The sequence below is a fragment of the Ignatzschineria sp. PL_is040 genome, assembly GCF_055813795.1.
Genome location: NZ_JBVPGU010000001.1, coordinates 389,627 through 409,905 on the forward strand (window position 1 = coordinate 389,627; position 20,279 = coordinate 409,905).

The 20,279-nt window shown below is 41.7% G+C and carries 18 protein-coding genes, 1 tRNA gene and 1 CRISPR repeat array; of the genes, 11 read left to right on the plus strand and 8 right to left on the minus strand.

Annotation, left to right across the window (positions count from 1 at the left end; genetic code table 11):
• Positions 1-49: 49 nt before the first annotated feature.
• Entirely contained in the window at positions 50-871 is an 822-nt protein-coding gene (gene thiM, locus AC0SAP_RS01545; protein ID WP_473382558.1) for a hydroxyethylthiazole kinase, read from the minus strand.
• A gap of 318 nt (positions 872-1,189) precedes the next feature.
• Between thiM and AC0SAP_RS01550 the strand changes: the two genes are divergently transcribed.
• Positions 1,190-2,089, plus strand: coding sequence for a ribonuclease D (locus AC0SAP_RS01550; RefSeq protein ID WP_473382559.1), 900 nt, complete (start codon positions 1,190-1,192; stop codon positions 2,087-2,089).
• Between the two features lie 234 nt (positions 2,090-2,323).
• Here the strand turns inward: AC0SAP_RS01550 and AC0SAP_RS01555 are convergent, their stop codons facing one another.
• Together AC0SAP_RS01555 and AC0SAP_RS01560 are read right to left on the minus strand one after the other, a co-directional pair.
• Positions 2,324-3,088, minus strand: a complete 765-nt coding sequence (locus AC0SAP_RS01555; RefSeq protein WP_286479412.1) for a C40 family peptidase — start codon at positions 3,086-3,088, stop codon at positions 2,324-2,326.
• Positions 3,089-3,288: 200 nt separating this feature from the next.
• A complete protein-coding gene (locus AC0SAP_RS01560) occupies positions 3,289-3,705 on the minus strand; it encodes a DUF4878 domain-containing protein (protein WP_094568118.1) in 417 nt (138 codons plus the stop codon).
• A gap of 651 nt (positions 3,706-4,356) precedes the next feature.
• Between AC0SAP_RS01560 and AC0SAP_RS01565 the strand changes: the two genes are divergently transcribed.
• The 4 genes from AC0SAP_RS01565 (at position 4,357) to AC0SAP_RS01580 (ending at position 6,728) form a co-directional block, all read left to right on the plus strand.
• Positions 4,357-4,440, plus strand: a tRNA-Leu gene (locus AC0SAP_RS01565).
• Positions 4,441-4,553: 113 nt separating this feature from the next.
• Positions 4,554-5,852: a trigger factor gene (tig, locus tag AC0SAP_RS01570; protein ID WP_473382561.1), complete on the plus strand. Its 1,299-nt coding sequence runs from the start codon at positions 4,554-4,556 to the stop codon at positions 5,850-5,852.
• Between the two features lie 133 nt (positions 5,853-5,985).
• Complete coding sequence (gene rpsU / locus AC0SAP_RS01575; RefSeq protein ID WP_094568120.1) at positions 5,986-6,201, plus strand: 30S ribosomal protein S21; 216 nt, start codon at positions 5,986-5,988, stop codon at positions 6,199-6,201.
• A 359-nt stretch (positions 6,202-6,560) separates the two neighbouring features.
• Positions 6,561-6,728 (plus strand): hypothetical protein, encoded by a 168-nt coding sequence (locus AC0SAP_RS01580; protein WP_473382563.1) that lies wholly within the window; start codon positions 6,561-6,563, stop codon positions 6,726-6,728.
• A 16-nt stretch (positions 6,729-6,744) separates the two neighbouring features.
• Here the strand turns inward: AC0SAP_RS01580 and AC0SAP_RS01585 are convergent, their stop codons facing one another.
• On the minus strand, positions 6,745-7,182 hold the full coding sequence (locus tag AC0SAP_RS01585) for a PaaI family thioesterase (RefSeq protein WP_473382564.1): 438 nt from the start codon (positions 7,180-7,182) through the stop codon (positions 6,745-6,747).
• 94 nt (positions 7,183-7,276) lie between these two features.
• On the opposite strand from AC0SAP_RS01585, the gene AC0SAP_RS01590 reads away from it, so the two are divergent.
• The 4 genes from AC0SAP_RS01590 (at position 7,277) to AC0SAP_RS01605 (ending at position 9,295) form a co-directional block, all read left to right on the plus strand.
• Positions 7,277-7,945 carry a DsbA family oxidoreductase gene (locus tag AC0SAP_RS01590; RefSeq protein WP_473382566.1) on the plus strand — a complete coding sequence of 223 codons (669 nt, stop codon included), beginning with the start codon at positions 7,277-7,279 and terminating at the stop codon, positions 7,943-7,945.
• Between the two features lie 52 nt (positions 7,946-7,997).
• On the plus strand, positions 7,998-8,336 hold the full coding sequence (locus AC0SAP_RS01595; RefSeq protein WP_473382567.1) for a hypothetical protein: 339 nt from the start codon (positions 7,998-8,000) through the stop codon (positions 8,334-8,336).
• 163 nt (positions 8,337-8,499) lie between these two features.
• Positions 8,500-9,120 carry a DUF805 domain-containing protein gene (locus tag AC0SAP_RS01600; protein ID WP_286479428.1) on the plus strand — a complete coding sequence of 207 codons (621 nt, stop codon included), beginning with the start codon at positions 8,500-8,502 and terminating at the stop codon, positions 9,118-9,120.
• Between the two features lie 37 nt (positions 9,121-9,157).
• On the plus strand, positions 9,158-9,295 hold the full coding sequence (locus AC0SAP_RS01605) for a hypothetical protein (protein ID WP_473382569.1): 138 nt from the start codon (positions 9,158-9,160) through the stop codon (positions 9,293-9,295).
• A 541-nt stretch (positions 9,296-9,836) separates the two neighbouring features.
• Here the strand turns inward: AC0SAP_RS01605 and AC0SAP_RS01610 are convergent.
• Entirely contained in the window at positions 9,837-10,013 is a 177-nt protein-coding gene (locus AC0SAP_RS01610) for a hypothetical protein (protein WP_473382570.1), read from the minus strand.
• A 93-nt stretch (positions 10,014-10,106) separates the two neighbouring features.
• Complete coding sequence (locus tag AC0SAP_RS01615) at positions 10,107-11,498, minus strand: amino acid permease (protein ID WP_473382572.1); 1,392 nt, start codon at positions 11,496-11,498, stop codon at positions 10,107-10,109.
• A 472-nt stretch (positions 11,499-11,970) separates the two neighbouring features.
• On the opposite strand from AC0SAP_RS01615, the gene AC0SAP_RS01620 reads away from it, so the two are divergent.
• Positions 11,971-12,672 carry a 5'-methylthioadenosine/adenosylhomocysteine nucleosidase gene (locus AC0SAP_RS01620; protein ID WP_353623182.1) on the plus strand — a complete coding sequence of 234 codons (702 nt, stop codon included), beginning with the start codon at positions 11,971-11,973 and terminating at the stop codon, positions 12,670-12,672.
• Positions 12,673-12,787: 115 nt separating this feature from the next.
• Here the strand turns inward: AC0SAP_RS01620 and AC0SAP_RS01625 are convergent, their stop codons facing one another.
• A complete protein-coding gene (locus AC0SAP_RS01625; protein WP_473382573.1) occupies positions 12,788-13,603 on the minus strand; it encodes a class I SAM-dependent methyltransferase in 816 nt (271 codons plus the stop codon).
• 431 nt (positions 13,604-14,034) lie between these two features.
• Here AC0SAP_RS01625 and AC0SAP_RS01630 point away from each other — a divergent pair, with 431 nt between their 5' ends.
• Positions 14,035-15,426 carry an NAD-dependent succinate-semialdehyde dehydrogenase gene (locus AC0SAP_RS01630; protein ID WP_109235528.1) on the plus strand — a complete coding sequence of 464 codons (1,392 nt, stop codon included), beginning with the start codon at positions 14,035-14,037 and terminating at the stop codon, positions 15,424-15,426.
• Between the two features lie 181 nt (positions 15,427-15,607).
• Positions 15,608-19,531: direct repeats of the CRISPR family, unit length 28 nt; unit sequence TTTCTAAGCCGCCTGTCCGGCGGTTAAC.
• 161 nt (positions 19,532-19,692) lie between these two features.
• On the opposite strand, the gene cas6f is transcribed toward AC0SAP_RS01630, so the two are convergent.
• Positions 19,693-20,274 carry a type I-F CRISPR-associated endoribonuclease Cas6/Csy4 gene (gene cas6f / locus AC0SAP_RS01635; RefSeq protein ID WP_473382575.1) on the minus strand — a complete coding sequence of 194 codons (582 nt, stop codon included), beginning with the start codon at positions 20,272-20,274 and terminating at the stop codon, positions 19,693-19,695.
• Positions 20,275-20,279 lie beyond the last annotated feature (5 nt).

Here is a 20,279-nt window from a genome sequence, read left to right on the forward strand (position 1 = left end):
TTTCTCCTTTACATATTCACTGATTGTTTGATTGTCCAATACTCAATTATTAAAACTGAATCTCGGGAGCTTCCCTTTTTGCAATCTCTAATAATTTCTCAGGAGTCATATTAGAGATCTCATCGAGATATTGAAGGGCGAATGAACCCATTCCTGTCGCTTTTTCAGCAGCAAATTCGCCGGCAAGCGCAACTAAATAGCAAGCTGTCGCAGCCGCTTCTAGCGTATCTGGTGTTGAGCCGATCATTCCGGCAACAAGCGCAGAGAGCGAACAACCTGTCCCAGTCACTCGCGTTAAGAGTGTCGTTCCAGCAGAGACGGTATAACCTCGACTGCCATCGGTAATATAGTCTACCTCACCAGTCATCACCACTATTGTCTGAAATTCTCTAGCAACCATCTCTGCATATTGAGCCACATCATCCCCTGACTCTTGAGAATCAACCCCTTTTACCGTAGCATCAACACCTGCTAACACCATTATTTCGGCAATATTTCCCCGAATGACGGTCGGACGATAAGTTAATAATTGATTAACTATCTTTGTACGAAAATAGAGCGCAGGGCCAATACCGACAGGATCTAAAACCCAGGGGGTTCCCGTCACCATCGCCTCCTTGGCTGAATGAAGCATCGCTTCTGCTTGGATCTTCGTTAATGTCCCAACATTGATCAAGAGTGCGCTTGCCACTTCGGTAAATTCTGCACACTCCTCAATATCGGGAATCATTGCCGGACTTCCCCCCGTCGCTAAGAGTAGATTAGCCGTAAAATTTTGGACAACATCATTTGTCATACAATGAACTAATGGTGATTTCTCTTGATACTCCATCAAGTAGGGGATCGCATTTAAGGCGGAAAAGGGAACCATAGAAAAAACTCCTCACTTATCTTAATCTGTTCTTCATTGACGCTCTTTATCAACGCTTTTCATAAACATTGTCCTAAACGCTTTACGTCAACCAATCTCACTTCAACTCACTTCAACTCTCTGTACTCTGCTGACGCTTAAACTCTCTATCTTACACTGAATGTGTCGAGTAAACATGATAATCATCAGTGAAAAATCGGACAAAAAGTAGCGGTTTTTGCATCAATTATCGAATCTCATTCCCGATTTCTAACCAATTTCACCCAAAAAGAGAAGAAATCCGTATAATAACACCCTCACTATATTGCGGAATAAGATATGAAAGACCTCTACATCGATACTCAAGAAGCCTTAGATCAGTGGTGCCAAAAGCAGCTCCAGGAGATTGAACTGTTAGCGCTCGATACAGAGTTTCTTCGGGTTAAAACCTATTTCCCGAAGCTCTGCCTTATTCAACTTGCAACAGAGACAGAAGCAGTCTGCATCGACCCTTTAGCGCTTCAAGATTTTACCCACCTCAAAGCACTCTTAACAGCAGAACATATTACAAAAATTATCCACTCTGCGAGTCAAGATCTTGAGGCGATTGTCCATGCGCTCGATATTCTTCCCACGCCGGTATTCGATACCCAGATTGCAGCACAAATCACACAACAGCAGAAGGTCGGCATGAGCTACCATGATCTTGTTCTGCACTATTGCAATGTTGATCTTATTCGCGATCAGACTCGTACACAGTGGGATCTTCGCCCTTTAACGAGTGAGCAACTAAAATATGCATATGATGACGTTCACTACCTGATTCCTGCATACCACAAGTTACAAAAAGAGATTCATGATGCCGGCAAAGAGGGAGAATTGCGTTCCCACTTCACCCCCTTAACTGAACGAGAGCGTTATGAACCCCAACCAGAGCAGGCATGGCGCAAAGTGAAGGGATATAAACGTTTAAGAGGGGCGGCTAAACAACTTCTTAAAGCTTTAGCAAAGATGCGGGAGCTGATTGCCATTCAGAAAAACCTCCCTAAACGTTGGATTATTAAAGATGATATTTTAATTCGCATTGCTGAAAGTTATGCCAAAAAGGATCACAAGCTCTATAGCGACTATGCTGTCGGCTCCTATTCTGAAGAGATTCAGGAGAGATTAATTCGAACAATTGAAAATTTTTGGCAACAAGGCACGACATCTCAGTCTGAAGAGGGAGATGAAGAGTGATGAGTCAGTTTAAGTAGATTGAGTGGATTGAGGGGATTAAGTGAATTAAGAGAAATAGGTAGATAGATTTAGTAGATAGATTTAGCAGATTCATCAGAGCATCACTTTATTAATATTACTCTATATCACTCACGCTACTTCTCCCGCGCTGCTTCTTCTACATTGCTTGCCTTCAATACTTTTTAAAAACTTCTCTTATTGCTTTATTACCTTATTGTTTCACAGATTATTGCTTCACAGATCCTCTACCCATCGATCATCGATCAGAAGCGGTCGCATATCAGGTAATGATAAAAAAGCATCTGGAAAGAGATATTCCCCGGCAACTCCCGGCAAAGATAGTTCCTGCCAACTCAACTGAGTGGCAAGATGTGGCGCAAATTGTTGTAATGGAATCTCTAAAAGTGTTGTGCAGTAGAGATTCTCCTCCTCACGCCCCTTTAAGATATAAGGCTCTCCTACCCTAGCTGCAACCATTTCTGCAAAATAGAGTCGCTCGATATCAGGCAGAAATTCTGGTCGCGCAATCAGATAAGTTTTAGCAAATGTTGGGGAGAGAAATTTCTCAATCGGTGTTGCTAAAACTTGATTAGGAAGCGCCTCTTCATCATTTGTTGTGGCATGAGTCACAATAATCTCCGGCTCAACTGCGGTAATCAGTGCTATATGGGAAAACTCCCCACCACTGATCCACTGCACAAAGCGACTCTCCTTCCCATATGCCGTACGAAAAACAATATCGCCTACAGCTAATTGGTCACGATAGGTCGAATCCCACGGTTGGTAATACTCCTGATCACTAAAAGGATTGAGATCAATCTCTAAGACGACAATAAGCGCTATCAATAATGTTATGCAGAAGAGAGATAGCACAATAAGGAGTAATCTCACACGCCGATTGATACTTCTGACATACCCTTGAGCTAATCGCCCAAGCGATAAGAGAGCAGATAATGGGCGAAAAGTTTTAAAATAATTGCGTTTAGGATAATTGCGCATAAATGATCGCCCTAAAAAATGGATAAATCTAAGCTTCTAAAGCATATAAAAAAAGAACGCTGTTAACGTTCTTCTTCTCTATCGATCTTCTATTGATCTCTCAGATTAATCTCAACATCAAATGTCAACATCACCTAAATGAGAGATCTAGAATGAATTGGATGAAAGCTCAGCAATTAAATCATCAATTAGATCAACAATTAGAACTTTACTCTCCAACCCTCTTTCCCTTTCATTGTTTCGATCTCTTCTGGATCTTCACTTGTGCCATTTTTATAATGAACTTGGAAAAGTACTGTAGCCTCTGTCTTGCTCTTATTATACTCTACATTATCGAAGGTAATATCTTTAAGCCCACCTTGTGAGTCATAATAGTTTTTCCCCTCTTCCGCAAGAAGTGATAACTTCTCTTGAACAACAGCTTTGCCGAGCGCCTCTTCCGGTGTATTAGCTTCATCAGGAATATAGACAACATTGGTCCAATTAGAAGCATCACCCGTTGCAAACATCTCTACAAATTGACGCACAGCACCTTCTGGTGAATCTTTATCGGCAGAACATGCGGTCACAACGAGTGCAACAATCAGCGCAGTAAAAAAATACTTCAGTTTTTTCATAAAATTAATCCTTAATATTAAGGTAAAGAAATTAAGCAGATCGTTATAGACCTTTTATTGATATCTCTAGATGATGCCAAAGAACCACACTATGGTGAAAATATTACTCAACATGAATTAATTAATATTTAACATATATTTAACATCAAGTTACTCAATATTCAGTATCTCAACATAGAAGGTATAGAGTGCTCTGCTTTGGGCAAATATCATACTAATTTTCAATTATAGCCTGATCTTTAAAATTTAGATTGTCAATATAATAGACACTTTCCTAATAGCATCTTCTCGATATAGAATCTGCCCGCTATAGTATCTTCTCGATGGCGCCCTCAACAAACATTCCTATCAGCCGATTATTTACTATCTCCATTTTTTAAACATCATTTTTAAACATAATAACTTCAGGATGATAACTTAAAGGTAATCGACACAGCTATCGTTCAGTGACTCCTCCCTTAAAATAGCTGAAAATCAATATGATAAGTGATGCGCTCATTTTTTTAGCAATAAAAATACTTGTGTTTTTACAGAAATAGATTATCATCTTTCCTCATAGTTCATTGCATTGCTCAAGCAGCAAGAGAGGCAAAATAGGCAACTCAAAAAGTCTTGACAAGCAATAAAGACAATGTATAATTTACGGCTTATGCGAGCGTGGCGAAATTGGTATACGCGCTAGACTTAGGATCTAGTGGTTCATCCGTGAGAGTTCGAGTCTCTCCGCTCGCACCATATTGAGTTATGGTGATAGAGATCACCTTAATAAGTTGAAGAAGGTGCTTGCATGAGCACCTTTTTTTATATTTTCAATTTTAGAATTCAATCTTAGAATCGGGTATATAATTATGTCAGTAGAAACATTAGAAGGCCTCAAACGCCGCGTCGTTATTGAGCTTGATGCAGAGCAAGTTGAGAAAGATATTGAGTCGCGTCTTAAAGAGTTAGCTCGTCGCGTTCGCGTTGATGGATTCCGCCCTGGTAAAGTTCCAGTTAAAGTTGTTCGCAATATGCATGGCGCTGAAGTTGAAAATGAAGTGATCGGCGAAGCGATTGGCAAAAAATATCAAGCAACGATTACTGAACTTAAGCTAGAGCCAGCAGGTCAACCGGTGATTGATCGCCCATCAGAAGAGAACAAATACTCTTTTACCGCTGAGTTTGAAGTGATGCCCGAAGTTAAATTAGACAACCTTGACAAGCTCGAAGCAGTTAAGTTTGAAGCTGAAGTAACAGATGCTGATCTTGAGAATATGCTCAAAACGCTTCAAAAGCAGAGCCAAACATGGAAAGAGAGTGATGAGGCTGCGAAACTTGAAGATCGCGTCAACATCAACTTTGTAGGTCGTGTTGATGGTGAAGAGTTTGAAGGTGGTAAAGCTGAAAACACACCATTAATTTTAGGTTCTAACAGCATGATCCCTGGATTTGAAGATCAGATCGTTGGAATGAAAAAGGGTGAGACTAAAACAATTAAGGTCACCTTCCCTGATGATTATCAAGCAGAACATCTTGAAGGTAAAGAAGCTGAGTTCGATATCACTGTTAACAGTGTAGAAGTTGGTGAATTACCAGAGATCGATGCTCAATTTGCAGAGCGTTTCGGTATTGCTGACGGCGATGTTGAAAAGCTTCGTTCAGAGTTACGCAAAAATATGGAGCGTGAATTAAATAACGTTATCCATAACCGCTTTAAATCTTCAGTTTTAGAATCACTTGAGAAAAATCATGAATTAGAAGTTCCACAAGTGATGGTTGTATCTGAAGCACAAGCGATGGCGCAACAATCAAACTTCCCTCAGCCACGTAGCCAAGAAGAAGCGAATCAATTAATGGAATTGATCACACAAATCTTCTCAAAACAAGCTGAGCAAAAAGTTCGTTTAAGCCTTCTTGTTAGCAAATTTATTGAAGATAACAAAATTACGCCGGATGAGAGCTACGTTGATAAACGTTTAGAACTTATTGCTTCAACTTATGAAGATCCAGCAGAAGTGATCGAACACTTCAAAAAAGATAAAAACAGTATGCAAAATATCCGCAATATCGCTTTAGAAGATCAAGTTGTAGATCTCTTAGCAGAAAAAGCGGCGATTGTTACTGAGAAGAAAACTTTCGATGAGCTTATGAATCAAGCTCAAAGATAAGTAGCGCATTCATGAAATAACCCCTTCTATTGATATTATCAGTTGTTGGGGTTATACTAGTGAATTGGTGCTCTTATTACATTTTGTATAAGAGCAATTTATTTTAACCTATTAATAATTGAGGTGATGTTCAATGCCTTCCGTCAAAATTCGTGAGAATGAACCATTTGACGTTGCTATGCGTCGTTTTAGACGGTCTTGCGAAAAAGCAGGTATCGTATCTGAGGTGCGTGCACGTGAGTACTATGAAAAACCGACCGCTGAAAGAAAGCGTAAGAAGGCTGCGGCTCAGAAGCGCCATTATAAACGTATAATGCGCGAATCTAACCGTAGAATCCGTTACTACTAATTGATCAATATCGATCTTGGGTCTATCTCTAGATCGATACCGTATCGAGTAACGATAAAGCCCTAGATATCTTATCTAGGGCTTTTTTTATAACTTAAACAATCAACTTAAATAATCAACTTGAGCTGCTAAAATAGCTAAAAATCGCTGAAATCACTTAAATCACTTAAATTAAACCTCTTAAATTTATTTGATATTGAGCGCTAAAAAGTCGTTATAATGCTCAAATTGAGCAGAGAGAATTGAACAAAGAGCTAATATTAAAAATGTTAATATTGGAAGTATTAGCATTGGAAGCGTTAATATAGGAAACGTTAATACTGAAAACTCACCGACATTATTATAATTGTGGAGATAGAATGATTAGATGGATTAAGCAGAGCAAACGAATGTTTCCCGTAATGATGATAGTTACCCTACTTATCTTGAGTGGTTGCGCAGCAAGTGGTGGGAGCGCATCTATCCAAGGGAGAAATGATGCGGGTCCCCATCTATACGGTCGTATCGGCGTTGGATACTCTATCTAATCCTCTTTTGCTAACCCTATTTTTGGGGGCTTGCTTTCTGGATCGGAACAATAGCATTTGTCACTTTAATTGTTGAGATTAACTTACCACTCTTTTCTGAGTAGATATTCACATCCCAAACATGACTTCGACGCCCTTTATGGAGAAGATCAGCTTTCGCGATCACCGTATCACCTATACTTGCCGAAGAGAGATGGCTTGCACTAATCTGCATTCCGACACAAGCTTCATCGAGAGGCAATATAGCATAAGAGCCTATCCCCCCGACAGTTTCTGCCAATGCAATTGTTGCACCGCCATGGAGATAGCCCATCGTCTGTTGAAGCGATTCTGTTACCGGCATCTTTGCCTCAGCATACTTCTCCCCTAGCTCAACCATCTCGATACCGAGTGTCTTTAACAGGTTCTTACCTTGATAGCCATTAACACTCTCTACGCTTCTTTCCCCAGTCATATTTTCTCCTTTTATCTGCTTGTTTGATACTTGTTTGTTATAATAACAAGAAGTTTTATAATCTCATTTTTTGTCGATCAAGGAAAGGTCCCGTATGAATATCCAAATTTGGTCTGATTTTTCATGCCCATTTTGTTATATCGGTAAACATAATTTAGAACAAGCCATCATGCAATTGAGTGAAGAGGAGATGGCGATGATCAAAATTCAATATCGCAGCTTTGAACTTGCGCCTGATGCACCTCTCTATACTGAAGAATCTCTAGCTGAAGTATTAGCTGAACGCTACCAAACAACGGTTGAAAAGGCGAAGGAGATGACGGTCAATACCGCGGGAATGGCTGCAACCGTTGGCCTTACGATCAATAATGATAAAATCATTCCTACAAGCACATTTTTAGCACATCAACTTCTTCACTATGTTGCCAATAGAGCACCTAGTAAAATTAAGGCTTGTGCGGATCTTCTCTTTAAGGCTTACTTTCAGGAGGGCGTTAACCTGAGTGATATCGTTGCTCTGATTGAGATTGCCGATAAACTAAAACTCGATCTTACCGATGTGAAGAAAGCTTTAGATGATGAGACTTATGTAAATGCCGTTCGTGATGATGAAAAGATCGCACATCGCATCAATATTCAGAGCGTTCCTTTCTTTGTGATCGATAATGAGATCGCGATTCAAGGCGCACAAAAAGTAGAGGATTTTCATGATTTTATTGTGAAATATCTTGAAGAGAAAAAGAACCAACCTTTAGATGCTTAGGCAAAATCGATATCGATCTGATACAACAGACCTCTTATAAGGAGTTTATAACATGGAAATAGTTTTAATCGGTTTATTAGCGCTTCTCATTATCTGTTACATCGTTTCGCTCTTCCTTCTCACGAAAGAGGGCGTTAAAAAGTTGTGGATGTCACTCTTTCTTCTTGTCTATGTCGTCGCTGTCATTGCATTGATTATGCTTCACTTTAAGACCGGATTACTGGCAGACATCAAAGATATGTCAGAGCTCTACTTTGCTTACTCTGTGATCACCATTCTTCTTCTTTTGGGGCTTATCAATATCTGGGTCTTCAAAGGTGTTATCATTCGTGTCTTTAGAGGGAAAGATTTAACCTTCACAGATGGGGGTGAAAAGGAGAAGAAAAAATAGCAAGTAATCATCAATCCCTTATGCAAGATGCATAGAATATATAGATAGAAGAGAAGCCGAGAAGTGATGATCTCGGTTTTTCTACTTTTGTAATATTATCTTTAGAAGATTCACACGATAGTATCGACACAATATCGATATAACTCAAAGAAGAGGAAGATCTATGAGCAAATCCCATGAAAAGATACAGAAAGCGCCTGCTTATTTTGCGATCAATTTCACCGGTAGAATTGGACGCCTCGAATTTGCCAATCGTTTTACAACCTATCTCTTATTGGCGATTGTGATCTATTGCATCTACTACTTTGTGATTGAACAGGGTATTTTCTCCCTAACTGAATCTGCTGATAAATCGATCGACATGACTCAAACATTGGGAAGAATCATCTTCCATGCCGGCTTTATTGGGGCTGTTATTCTGCTTAATATTCGTGCCGTCGTGATGCGCCTTCATGATATCAATCTCTCCGGATGGTGGGCGACGCTCCTCTTTATATTCCCCTACTCATTAGAACTCATTATTATTATGATGCCGATGACATTAGATAAAACGGTCTACTATACACTCTTCTTTATTCTAATCTCTTTAGCGCTCTTAATTCGACTCTTCCCCTTTATTATGCCGGGAAGTGCGGTGGCTAATCGTTATGGAATGCCGATTCCACGAGGAAAGCCTTATGGACTCATTCTCCTACTTCTCTTTGTGACTATCGGGAGTTATTTCCTCTATCAATATATTACGCTCCAGACAATCACTATCACTTTCCTCTATGCCGCGGTTTAATAACTCGGTTTAATAGCTTATTAATAGAAAAAAGCTGATGCGCTGCCGGATCTCACTATCTCGTACTTCCATGAATCATGCGCCGGCAGTTAATGATCTCACGCCGGCAAATGACATCAATTTAATACTATTTTCTCGGCATCATCGATGCCGATCTGCGGGCATGCACCGGTGAAAAGAGCGAAATGGTCGGTTCCCGCCCTTCCATAATCCTTCTTATTTATTAAAACAACAAAGATTAATGAGTTGCCGGAGATTACCACTGCGTTCTTCCAAAAGTTACATGCCGGCAAGTATCACTACCTGAACGGTTAATCCTTCTGAAATAAAAAAGCTGATACGGTGCCGGATCTCACTATCACGTTCTTTCATGAATCATGCACCGGCAGTTGATGATCTCACGCCGGCAAATAACATCAATTTAATACTATTTTCTCGGCATCATCGATGCCGACCTGCGGGCATACACCGGTAAAAAGAGCGAAATGGTCGGTTCCCGCCCTTCCATAATCCTTCTTATTTATTAAAACAACAAAGATTAATGAGTTGCCGGAGATTACCACTGCGTTCTTCCAAAAGTTACATGCCGGCAAGTATCACTACCTGAACGGTTAATCCTTCTGAGACAAAAAAGCTGATACGGTGCCGGATCTTACTATCTCGCACTTCCATGAGTCATGCCCCGGCAGTTGATGATCTCACGCCGGCAAATGACATCAATTTAATACTATTTTCTCGGTATCATCGATGCCGACCTGCGGGCATGCACCGGTGAAAAGAGCGAAATGGTCGGTTTCCGCCCTTCCATAATCCTTCTTATTTGTTAAAACAACAAAGGTTAATGAGTTGCCGGAGATTACCACTGCGTTCTTCCAAAAGTTACATGCCGGCAAGTATCACTACCTGAACGGTTAATCCTTCTGAAATAAAAAAGCTGATATCTCAAGAGAATAATCTCTTAAAATATCAGCCTCACTCAACCACTCCTATGCTCGCGTACGCTTCTCTAATCGTTTTTTTACCCTAAAACCAATATAGAGCACAATAATCCAGATCGGAATAACAATCACGGCATAAACCATACTGCCCGATTGCGTCATCATCACAAGAAGCAATGCCAAGAAAGCTAATGCAATAAAGTTACTGATCGGATAGAAAGGGACTTTGAAGGTCAAGCTCTTCTCATCTACCTGCTTTCTAAACTTATATTGCACAATCACTATCAATCCCCATGTGATAGTTGCAGCCGCTACCGCAAGAGACATAATGCGCATAAATGCGCCCTCCGGCACTAAGAAGTTGATGACAACAGCAATCAAGGTACAAAGTGATGAGAAGAGAATAGCCACCACCGGCGCGGAATTACGATTGAGCTTCATAAAAAATTTAGGGGCATTCCCCTGTTCTGCTAATCCAAAGAGCATCCGCCCATTACTATAGATCCCACTATTGTAGACAGAGATCGCCGCCGACAATACGACAATGTTGAAGAAAGTCGCCGGGATATTGATCTCACCCAATGGGGTATTCACAATACCAAAACCCATCTCTTTAAAGATAATCACAAAGGGGCTACCATCCGTTCCGATCTCATTCCAAGGATGCAAAATCATCAATACGGCAATCGATAAGATATAGAAGAGAAGAATACGCCAAATTACCTGCTTGATCGCTTTAGGAATTGACTTTTTAGGATCATCTGCCTCCCCTGCCGTTATACCGATAAGCTCTGTCCCACCAAAGGAGAACATCACAATGACTAAAGAGAGAAGAAACTCTTTAACACCATAAGGGAAGAACCCACCATGCTGCCAAAGATTAGCAATGGAAGCACTATCGGTGCCGGTGATAATAAGATAAGCACCTAGAGCGATAAGAAGCATAATGGCCAATACTTTTACCAATGCAAACCAAAACTCAAACTCACCATAGATACGAATCGAGAAGAGATTAATAATGGTGATGATGATCAATACCGTCAATGAGGAGACCCAAAGCGGAATCTCCGGAAACCAGACCTGTATATAGATTCCAATCACCGAAAGTTCTGCCATGCTCACCAATATATAGAGAAACCAGTAGTTCCACCCTGCTAAGAAGCCCGGGAATTCGCCCCAATATTTATAAGAAAAGTGACTAAATGCGCCGGCAACAGGCTCATGAGTCGACATCTCCCCCATCATCGTCATAATAAGATAGATAATAAATCCACCCAATAGATAAGCGAGTAGAATCGCCGGTCCGACCAAAGCGATCGACTCAGCTGATCCATAAAATAACCCAGTACCGATTGCGCCGCCTAAAGCGATCATCTGTATATGACGATTCTTAAGCCCCCGCTTTAACTTTGTTTCTTCCTTTCCTGCTGCTTGGCTCATGACCTTCTCTCTTCAATTGATGCCCAATGTTAAGTGCCACCATCTCTTCTTGATCGAGAATGGGGCTAAATCTTAGGTAGTATATCAACTTTACCCCGCCTGAGTGTAAGCTTCTTTCTAAGAGGAGAATTGCCACTTTTTTTGATGCTCTTTTCAAAATAAGCACTTCAAAATATGAATCCACAATATGAATCCACATTCCCGGTAGTCACGATAGTCACGATAGTCACGAGTCATCTTGATCTATCATTAATATCTCAATGTATCATTATTAGTAAGTCGCAATACCCCTATCATTCCCATTCATCACAATATAAAATAGAGATTCGATAGAGATTCGAAAAATAGAGGATCGTTATAAAACAATCATCTGTAAAATAATCATCTGTACAAGTTAGCTGTACGAGTCAATTGTAAAGCCCACAGTAAAACCCACTTAAAAAATAGCATTAGATAAGAGGATAGAAGAGATATCATGATCGGAATCATTGGTGCGATGGCACAAGAAGTTGCTCTCTTAGCAAGTATGATCAATTCCCCAGAAAAACGCATTATTGCTGGTGTTGAATTTATTCAGGGAGAGCTACAAGGTCATCAAGTAGTTCTTCTTCGCTCCGGCGTAGGCAAGGTGCAAGCCGCAATGGCAACGACGCTTCTTCATGAACACTACCATCCATCGATGATTATCAATATCGGTTCTGCCGGTGGCCTCATTTCTGGTATGGAGATTGGTGATATCATTATCTCTAGTGAAAGTGGACATCATGATGTCGATCTCTCCCCTATCGGTTTAGAGCCGGCGGTACTTCCCGATCTGCCGAAAACATTTCCCTCCGACCCTGAACTTGTCGCATTGGTGGAAAAGGTTCTTACAGAACTCGATATCAACTCTAAAATTGGTCTTATCGCTACAGGGGACGCCTTTATTGCCGATCAAAAGCAGGTCGCAGTGATCAAAGAGATCTTTCCTAATGTTTTAGCAGTAGAGATGGAAGCTGCGGCTATCGCTCAAGTTGCACATCTCTATCAAACCCCCTTCATCGTGATGCGCGCACTCTCTGATCTTCCTGACAAGGAGATGCCGATGAGTTTTGTTGAATATCTCGATCTTGCCGCTAAAAACTCTAGTCAGATCGTTCTTAAAGTCTTAGAAGCGCTTCCTGCTCAACTTTAGAAAAAGATTATCAAAAATAACGCCGGAAATAGCACATTAAAATAATCATTTAGCCATTAAAAATAGAGATTAAGAATCTATCTTAATCCACCTTGAGTCTATCTTCGGCAATCAATTAGCGACGATCCCAATGGAGAAAAGCCCATGGTCGGATATCGTGATAAAGTTGCAAAAGACGCTCATGATTAGCCCAATAGTAATGCTCAACTCGCTCTTTTTCCAAAGGTGAGAGTGGCCCTAAAGCGTGATCAACCTCTTCGATAAACTGTGCTAAAGAGGGGACCTCTCTTTCCCGGCGATGATCTGCCGTAATAAAATCAACAGCAACATTATAGCCTTGTTGATAGAGAAGATTGAGGGCATAGATATAGGTCGGAAATCCAATATATTCACGCTCTAAAAGATCGAGAAACTCCCGATTAATATAACCTTGGCGCATCGTCATGGTCATATAGACCGCCTTTTTTGCACGACTGTTGAGCTTATCGAGTGCTGCCTCAAGATCAGAAACCATCGAAGAGCGAGAAGAGAGCGCAACATCACAGACCGGCACATCAGACCAATCATCCTCCCACGAGAGGAGAATCGTTTCAATATTATCGATGCCGGCAACTTCTGCCTTCTCCGCTAAAAGCGCCAACATCTTGGGACTATGATCAAGCGCATAGACCTTCTCCACATAAGGGGCAACCGCAAGCGCTATCGTACCACTCCCTGTCCCTACATCTAAAAGCGTTGTAACTCCGGACAAATCCATCCGCTTTAAAAATGCTTCCGCATAATCATTATTGCTGCCCTCTCCTGCCACGGCTAGCTTTTCAGCTCGAGCATCCCAGTCAGCTGCCGTTTTAGGCCGGCGCAATGAAGCTTTTGCATGTTCTCTATAGAGCGCCCCAAAATCGATCTCATCAATCATCTTAATCTTTGCCATACCTTAATCTCCTAGCTCAATATCATAATTCTTCTCTACCCTACCACATCCTCTAAAAAGACCCATCAGCCGATAGGCTAATAATAGATAGACTCATAATAAAATTGAACGAATCTCTCTTAAACCTCTCTTAAATTTCTCTCAAATTTCCTTCAAGTTCCCCCTAAAATTTTCTCGAAATAGTGTGACAATAGCTTTATGAAAAGATAAAAAAGATAAAAATAAGTGAGCTAAGTCAGCTTGAGTAGAAATTGCGCAACATTTTACAAATTCTTTAATTGTTATTTATCCAATAAAAATCAATATGATAAGAAAAACCAAGAGTTGTCCCCGTCTAAATGTTATTCATTCCTATTAGTAAAATGGGTGCATTGCGTAGAAGCGAGGTCTATAATGATTTTACATTTAAAATTTATTAGGAATTAGCAATTATGGCATTTCAAACAGTTAACCCTTACACAAATGAAGTGATTAAAACTTTCGAAAGTGCAACACGTGAAGAGATTGTTTCGGCAATCGGCGTTGCGGATCAAGCGTTTCAAAACTGGAAAAAACTTCCGGTCTCTGAGCGCGTTGTCTATCTTCAAAAAGCGGCTGATCTTCTTCGTAAAAATGCAGATGAGTATGCGAAAGTGATCACTCTTGAGATGGGTAAAATCTTTGCTGAAGCAAAAGGTGAAGTGGAACTTTCTGCACAAATTTTAGAGTACTATGTGCGTCACGCAGAAGAGCAACTTCAACCAAGAAAACTTCCTGTTATGGACCCTGCAGAAGGTGATGCAGAATTAGTATATGAGCCATTAGGTGTTCTTCTTGCTATCGAGCCTTGGAACTTCCCTTTCTATCAAGTTGCGCGTATTCTTGCACCGCAACTCTCTGCGGGTAATACGCTTATCCTCAAACATGCATCGAATATTCCACAATGTGCTTTAGCATTTGAACAATTGATGAAAGATGCTGGTCTTCCTGAAGGTGTTTTCCAAAATCTCTTTATCGAGCATGATGACGTTGAGCTTGTATTAGCAGATCCTCGCGTTTGTGGTGTTGCTTTAACCGGTTCTGAATTTGCAGGTTCTGCAGTGGCTCAAGTTGCCGGCAAACATCTTAAAAAAGCGATTATGGAATTAGGTGGCGCTGATGCATTTGTAGTATTAGATGATGCGGATATCGATAAAACAGTTGCTTGGGGTGTATTTGGTCGTCACTGGAATGCAGGCCAAGTTTGTGTCTCTTCAAAACGTATGATTCTTGATGCAAAAATCTATGATGAGTATTTAGAGAAATATACTGCCGGCGTTGCAGCATTAAAAGCTGGTGATCCGATGGATCCTGAAACTCAACTTGCACCACTCTCTTCACAACGCGCGAAAGATGGTCTTTTAAAACAGATCGAAGAAGCTGTAAAACATGGCGCAATTGCAACAGAAGTGGGTCCAAAAGTACCTGAACAAGGCTGTTTCGTTCAACCTACAATCTTGACAAATGTAACACCTGATAACCCTGCATACTACCAAGAGTTCTTTGGCCCTGTATCGATGATCATCAAAGCAGAAGATGAAGCTGATGCAATCCGCATCGCGAATGACTCACCATTTGGTTTAGGTGGATCAGTCTTCACTTCAGATAATGAGCGTGGCCGTCGTGTTGCAAATCAAATTTCAACAGGAATGGTTTTCGTCAACCATCCAACAATGGTTAAAGCAGACCTCCCATTCGGTGGTATTCGCCGTTCAGGTTATGGCCGCGAATTGATCGACTTAGGTCTTAAAGAGTTTGTTAATATCAAACTCGTTGACGTTGTCGATATCGACGCTCCATTCTAATCAAGCATTAATCATTTTAATTACTAATTAAGACTTGATCTCTGATAAAAAATATCAGATTAAACCTAAAGAGAAGGCCGTTATATTAGCGGCCTTTTTCTATCTGCCCTAACCTGTTTTTAGGTAACAATTTAAAAGATAATTCCCCACTGTTTTTTAAAGTTGTAAAGGGAATTCATGATTTCTAAGCTGCCTATACGGCGGTTAACATAGTAAAGAACTCAAATAAGTGATCGGTCAATTTCTAAGCCGCCTGTGCGGCGGTTAACGAATTAATTACATTTAACCATAAAGTGCTAACTTTCTAAGTCGCCTGTGCGGCGGTTAACAGAGCGTGAAACGCCAATTTTGGGTCCTTGAATTTCTAAGCCGCCTATACGGCGGTTAACTTATGAATTATGCAAACGCTGGGGCAATTGATTTTCTAAGCCGCCTATGCGGCGGTTAACGGTGGAAGTTGTACCCCCTATTAGAATACGGGTTTCTAAGCCGCCTATGCGGCGGTTAACGAGCTAAATTCATTGATTCCATTATTGCTGAATTTCTAAGCCGCCTATGCGGCGGTTAACCAATCGTAATGATGATGTTAACGGGGATCGCATTTCTAAGCCGCCTATGCGGCGGTTAACCACCCCCTCAGGGGGTGCGTTAGCGGGGTTTTCTAAGCCGCCTGTGCGGCGGTTAACGCCTTTAATATCATATATTTACGCCATGATAATTTCTAAGCCGCCTGTGCGGCGGTTAACCGATCCACTGACTTAAGAACTGAATTATGAAATTTCTAAGCCGCCTGTGCGGCGGTTAACTATTGATCTCAACAAACTTCTTGGCCGTGGATTTTCTAAGCCGCCTGTGCGGCGGTTAACAGAGGTAACGGCTTCAACATACTGGACTATTCTTTCTAAGCCGCCTGTGCGGCGGTTAACGAAGTGCAACCGCTTCATCTGCTTATCGTTCATTTCTAAGCCGCCTATGCGGCGGTTAACAGGTAGATAGGCTTAGATTTATGTCAACTGGATTTCTAAGCCGCCTATGCGGCGGTTAACCTTGTCTCATAACAAAAAACTCCTGCAAAAAATTTCTAAGCCGCCTATGCGGCGGTTAACTTATTGATGTTAGTGAGTCTGATGTTGCTGAATTTCTAAGCCGCCTATGCGGCGGTTAACATGCCTCACTATATTGCTCTTCTTGACCTTCATTTCTAAGCCGCCTATGCGGCGGTTAACAAGAGCTGAAAGTAAGTACAAAAGATGTTGCCTTTCTAAGCCGCCTATGCGGCGGTTAACTTGTCTTTTGGGAAGTGCCTTATCATTTGAAATTTCTAAGCCGCCTATGCGGCGGTTAACATGTGGTCGAGATCCAAGCGCGTAATTCAAGATTTCTAAGCCGCCTATGCGGCGGTTAACATGTGGTCGAGATCCAAGCGCGTAATTCAAGATTTCTAAGCCGCCTATGCGGCGGTTAACTTTTGGTCTGCGGATCTCTCAGCGCAACATACTTTCTAAGCCGCCTATGCGGCGGTTAACAGTATTTATCTTCACTCTCAGTCCACGACAATTTTCTAAGCCGCCTATGCGGCGGTTAACAAGATGCACCATTGCCCCAAATTTTCGCCTCTTTTCTAAGCCGCCTATGCGGCGGTTAACACGCGCATACTCATTTTGTTGAAGCCACCATTTTTCTAAGCCGCCTATGCGGCGGTTAACGTTTTAGTTGATAATGATTATGTTTCTTATGATTTCTAAGCCGCCTATGCGGCGGTTAACTTCTTTTAAGAAGATCTGCCCACGTTTCACCATTTCTAAGCCGCCTATGCGGCGGTTAACCTTGGATACCCGCAAGCGATGTTTACCCCAAATTTCTAAGCCGCCTATGCGGCGGTTAACAGAGGCTGGTCCACGACAATTTTGGTCTGCTTTCTAAGCCGCCTATGCGGCGGTTAACCGGATTAATCAGTTTTAGCTTAGAGAGTGGGATTTCTAAGCCGCCTGTCCGGCGGTTAACTTTTTGCTTTGATCGTGAGAGCAATTTCAGGATTTCTAAGCCGCCTGTCCGGCGGTTAACTACAGAAGCAATCGTGGCTAGATAAAAATCTATTTCTAAGCCGCCTGTCCGGCGGTTAACTTTTCTTTCATAATCCTCCCTTTTTGAAAGTATTTCTAAGCCGCCTGTCCGGCGGTTAACCTTTTAAAGGGAGATCTGCTTTATGAAAGTAATTTCTAAGCCGCCTGTCCGGCGGTTAACAAATCTACTGATGAACTGGCTAAGCTATGGAATTTCTAAGCCGCCTGTCCGGCGGTTAACGCAGCAAGATGGCATCTTTCTTCCATTCAATTTTTCTAAGCCGCCTGTCCGGCGGTTAACAATGGTGTCAAAGGTTTTATAAAATGGATACATTTCTAAGCCGCCTGTCCGGCGGTTAACATCTTGCGATGTATTTGAATACAAAGCAAGGATTTCTAAGCCGCCTGTCCGGCGGTTAACGTGTAACCACATAAGGTTACACGGAGAGTTAATTTCTAAGCCGCCTGTCCGGCGGTTAACGGGAATCCCTAAAACAAAAGTATAAAAAAATAGTTTCTAAGCCGCCTGTCCGGCGGTTAACAAAGAATCAGATCAATTTTAACAATCACACAATTTCTAAGCCGCCTGTCCGGCGGTTAACGGCTTAAAAATCGAATTTAAGCCTTTTTTTATTTTCTAAGCCGCCTGTCCGGCGGTTAACGGGTTCGATCAATTTATGGTTGAAAAAATAGATTTCTAAGCCGCCTGTCCGGCGGTTAACGTATGATCTCTTCTAAAGACCACGCCGGGAATTTTCTAAGCCGCCTGTCCGGCGGTTAACGGAAAACGCTTGCAACCGTATTACCACCAAGCTTTCTAAGCCGCCTGTCCGGCGGTTAACTTATTGCTTACATTGCGCCGAAAAGACAGAACTTTCTAAGCCGCCTGTCCGGCGGTTAACACAATCTGGCGAAATGCAGACTAAAACAGAGTTTTCTAAGCCGCCTGTCCGGCGGTTAACTTTGAGGCTAAAAACTACTATGAGCACCTAAATTTCTAAGCCGCCTGTCCGGCGGTTAACTCAACCACTGGTTAAGAGATAATCTTTGGAAATTTCTAAGCCGCCTGTCCGGCGGTTAACACACGAAGCAGAAAGAAGAAGTGAAGTATCTCTTTCTAAGCCGCCTGTCCGGCGGTTAACAAGAGCTGATTAGAGGCGAATTTGCTGATCTTTTTCTAAGCCGCCTGTCCGGCGGTTAACAAAGATGGTTCATAGGGTTGTAATGGCTGAATTTTCTAAGCCGCCTGTCCGGCGGTTAACAGGGGGCTTTTTGTCAGGTCATCTTTTGATTGTTTCTAAGCCGCCTGTCCGGCGGTTAACTGAAATTCCCGTCTGTTGCAAGGTGGAGAAAATTTCTAAGCCGCCTGTCCGGCGGTTAACTGTCTTCAAAAGAAATACCAGAATAATTACTGTTTCTAAGCCGCCTGTCCGGCGGTTAACGCAGGGGGGCATAAGGAACGTTGCCCCCCTCTTTTCTAAGCCGCCTGTCCGGCGGTTAACACACCGATACCGTTAGTCGGGGTAAGGTTACATTTCTAAGCCGCCTGTCCGGCGGTTAACCAATCAATTAGCAGCACAAGAAGCAGCACAAATTTCTAAGCCGCCTGTCCGGCGGTTAACGGCGGTTTCTCTGGAAGCAGAAGAATACCACATTTCTAAGCCGCCTGTCCGGCGGTTAACTAGCAGAAGATCCTGTAGATTGAGATACTGCGTTTCTAAGCCGCCTGTCCGGCGGTTAACACACGGCATCGACAGGCTTAATCTACGGTAAATTTCTAAGCCGCCTGTCCGGCGGTTAACTTCGCTATCAACTCTATATTGACGTTCCTGAATTTCTAAGCCGCCTGTCCGGCGGTTAACGGCGCTAGCGCCACTAATTTTTTAATTTAAAATTTCTAAGCCGCCTGTCCGGCGGTTAACTTAAAGCGCTTTTTTAAAATCAAACGGTAAAATTTCTAAGCCGCCTGTCCGGCGGTTAACGGTTTTAGCCATGCCCTCTGCCACCCGGCGAGTTTCTAAGCCGCCTGTCCGGCGGTTAACTAGAGATAAATCTTCTAGAACGCTCATTATATCCAAATTGTTAAAGAACGGGGATAAAAAACCCTAATTTTTCTAGAGCACTTTTCATGATTAAAAATCAATAAGTTACATCTTAACGAAAAATTAGGGTTATTATCTAATCAAAAAGGGTATTCTTTTTATTAAAAAATAGGGACTGCAGCTGTTTTACTTAAACCGTAACTATCAAATAGACCGTAACGTTGATTGTGCTTATCCCATGAATGACGTTTCACCCAGATTGTAAAAGTCTGCCCTGTACTTCCACTTTTCACTTTAAAGTGCGGAATGCCAAAAGGTAAAGAACGCTCAGTTAAAACATATTCACAAACAGCATCACTCCACTTTTCAGGATGACGCTTTTGATAACGTCTCACTTGGCTTTTACTAATTGTTTGGGGGCGCCATCTTGAAAAGATGACATAATCATCCACCTCATCTGGAACTCTTTTTATGGAAGTTACCAAAGCATAATCACGAATAAGATGATTTTGACGGATATATTGATCAAATTGCTGAAGCACTTCTGTACTTGCAAAAAGACGTATAATCCCACCTAATCGCTTATTCAAATTATAGTTAGGAAACCCTACTCCAACCTTTCCTTTTAGACCACTTGAGATTAACAAGTTATGAATCGCCATCATCAATTCACTAATAATGAGATCTTCCGTCATCTCTTCTTGTGGTATTGCCTTTAAATCTAAGTAATCTGTAATAATCATACGAC